The 2,591-nt window shown below is 38.7% G+C and carries 2 protein-coding genes and 1 pseudogene; 2 read left to right on the top strand and 1 reads right to left on the bottom strand.

What is annotated here, in order from left to right:
- The first annotated feature begins 148 nt into the window (after nucleotides 1-148).
- Together SORDD16_RS04240 and SORDD16_RS04235 are read left to right on the top strand one after the other, a co-directional pair.
- Nucleotides 149-832 (top strand): response regulator transcription factor, encoded by a 684-nt coding sequence (locus tag SORDD16_RS04240; RefSeq protein ID WP_061452492.1) that lies wholly within the window; start codon nucleotides 149-151, stop codon nucleotides 830-832.
- Nucleotides 822-1,820 (top strand): sensor histidine kinase, encoded by a 999-nt coding sequence (locus tag SORDD16_RS04235; RefSeq protein WP_061452491.1) that lies wholly within the window; start codon nucleotides 822-824, stop codon nucleotides 1,818-1,820. Before SORDD16_RS04240 ends, SORDD16_RS04235 begins: the two co-directional genes overlap by 11 nt.
- 85 nt (nucleotides 1,821-1,905) lie before the next feature.
- Here the strand turns inward: SORDD16_RS04235 and SORDD16_RS04230 are convergent.
- Nucleotides 1,906-2,591 (bottom strand): annotated as a pseudogene (locus SORDD16_RS04230) (signal recognition particle protein); the annotation flags it as partial.

Raw genomic sequence — 2,591 nt, 5'->3', positions numbered from 1 at the left:
CAGCCATGCTAATAGTACTGCTCTTAGCTGGATTTGAAGTCATCTATATCAGAATTGTAAAGAAAAATAGCAACAAGTACTTGTTGTCCTTAATGGAGCCCAAAAGAGATGAATAAGGTAGAATAAAATAGGAAAAGGAGGAACCGATATGAAGCATATTCTGGTAATTGAAGATGAAGCCTTGATTCGAGATGAAATTGTCATCTTGTTAGAGAAAGCGGGTTATCAAGTTGATAAGTTGACTGACTTCAAAGATACAAGCCAGCAAGTACTGCAATACGATACGGATCTAATCATACTGGATTTGAATTTGCCAGGAGAAACAGGTTTTCAAATTTGTAAAAATCTCAAGTCAAAACGCTCTGTGCCCATATTGGTTCTCACCTCCCGTGAACAACTAAAAGATGAGATCTACGCCCTAAAATTAGGGGCAGATGAGTACCTAACAAAGCCTTTCAAGAAAGAAAGATTCTTGGCTCGTATAGAAAATATCTTGAAACGCTATGAAGGTAGACAAAATTTGCTTGAAAAAGATAATTTCCTGCTGGATAGAAATACCTATACCCTTTATATCAACGGACATTCGATTTTACTCCCTCAAAATCAAGGGAAATTGTTAGAAACCTTATTAGTGGCAACTGATTCTGTCGTCACAAAAGAAGAACTAAGCATGAAACTGTGGAATACAACTGAGTTCATCGATGAAAATGCCCTACAAGTAAATATTGCAAGACTGAAAAAAGTGATGAAGCAGGCTGGTATTGCCCTTCAAGTCAAGTCCGTCAGAGGTATTGGTTACAAGCTAGAAGAGGTAAGTCCAGATGAAACATAATCTAAAATATCTAGCTACTTATCTGCCTTGGTTACTTGTTCTCCTAGCATTTGATCTATTTACAGCTGTCCTGCTTTGGCTTTCAGATGTGAGAATGTTCCAAGCCCTCATCCTTCTCTATATCTTAGCTACCGTCCTGCTCTTTTTCATCCTATCATTCTTACTGATAAGAAAAGAAAGAAAAAAATCGTCTGCCTATAAAGCCTTCATAGCCAATCCCAATACGGATACTGAGCTTGAATTATTGCATTTATCAAGTGCTTCAGAGAAAGAAAGCATTGAAAAAATGGCAGATACACTTTATCAGAAGCAGGCTGAAATAGGAAAGCTCAACTCATTACTAGCCGAGTACGAGGACTATGTTGAAAAATGGGCGCATGAGATTAAACTCCCTCTATCGCTTCTCTCCCTCCTTTTGGACAACCAAAGTGATCAGTTACCTGAAGATACAGCTTTTAAGTTGGACTATGTGAGAAATCAAATACAAGAAAATGTATCGCAGATCCTATTCTACTACAGGGTGAAAAGTGAGAAAAATGATTTTCTATTTGAAAACCTTGACCTAGAAGAATGTATCCAAGATCTCTTGGAAAATTTTGGTCCCTTGCTAAAAGAAAAGCATTTTACGATTCAGCTAGAAAATATACAAGGAACCTGCTACACCGATCAACGCAGTTTTGAATTTATCCTCTCTCAAATCCTCGCCAACGCCCTTAAATATAGCTCTGACAAGCCCGAACTCAGCATTTCTATGTCAAAAGACAAGGGACATACAAGTCTGATTATTAGGGATAATGGCTGCGGAGTTAAAGCTTGCGACCTCCCTCATATCTTTGAAAAAGGATTTACAGGTGATTCAGGAGAAACAAGGAAAAAATCAACAGGCATGGGACTCTATCTGGTCAAACAATTAGCAGATACTTTAAAAATCGAAATCACAGTAAAATCCGAATGGATGCAAGGATTTGAAATCACTCTTTCTATTTAATCAATTTTTCGATTAGGAAGTAATTACCTAATCATAGAAATTATATTTTTTATATCAAAAAGGAAAGCACTTCTGCTTTCCTTTTTTATTTGCGTTTTTTCTTGGCTTTTTTCATTTTGTTGGCCATGCGTTTCATAGACTGTTTCATGGCAAATTCACCGATTTTACCTTTGAGTCCGCCACCAAACATCTGGCTCATATCTGGCATACCTGCTCCTCCGAGACCTGACATATCCGGCATTCCACCTTGTCCCATCATGCCTTCAAGGGCAGACATATCCATTCCTCCCATATTTGACATATTTTTAGGGAGGTTATTTGGATTAATGCCCATCTGCTTCATCATCTTGTTCATATCGCCAGACATGACACCCTGCATGAGCTGTTTGGCCTGGTTAAAGTCTTTGATAAATTTATTGACTTCGATAAAGGTATTACCAGAACCTGCAGCGATACGACGGCGACGGCTTGGATTTAACAAATCAGGGTTTTCACGTTCTTCAGGTGTCATCGAAGACACGATGGCACGTTTGCGCGCAATCTGGCGCTCATCCACTTTCATGTTTTGAAGGGCTGGATTGTTAGCCATCCCTGGAATCATCTTGAGCAAGTCTTCCATTGGTCCCATGTTTTGCACCTGATCCAATTGATCAATAAAATCATTGAAATCAAAGGTGTTTTCACGCATCTTCTCAGCCATTTCAAGGGCTTTTTGCTCATCGTATTCTTGAGAAGCTTTCTCAATTAAGGTCAGCATATCCCCCATACCAA

It is taken from the genome of Streptococcus oralis (genome assembly GCF_001578945.1).
Lineage (GTDB): Bacteria > Bacillota > Bacilli > Lactobacillales > Streptococcaceae > Streptococcus > Streptococcus oralis_Q.
The sequence above is the reverse complement of the archived record's forward strand: the minus strand, read 5'-3'. Positions and strand labels throughout refer to the sequence as shown.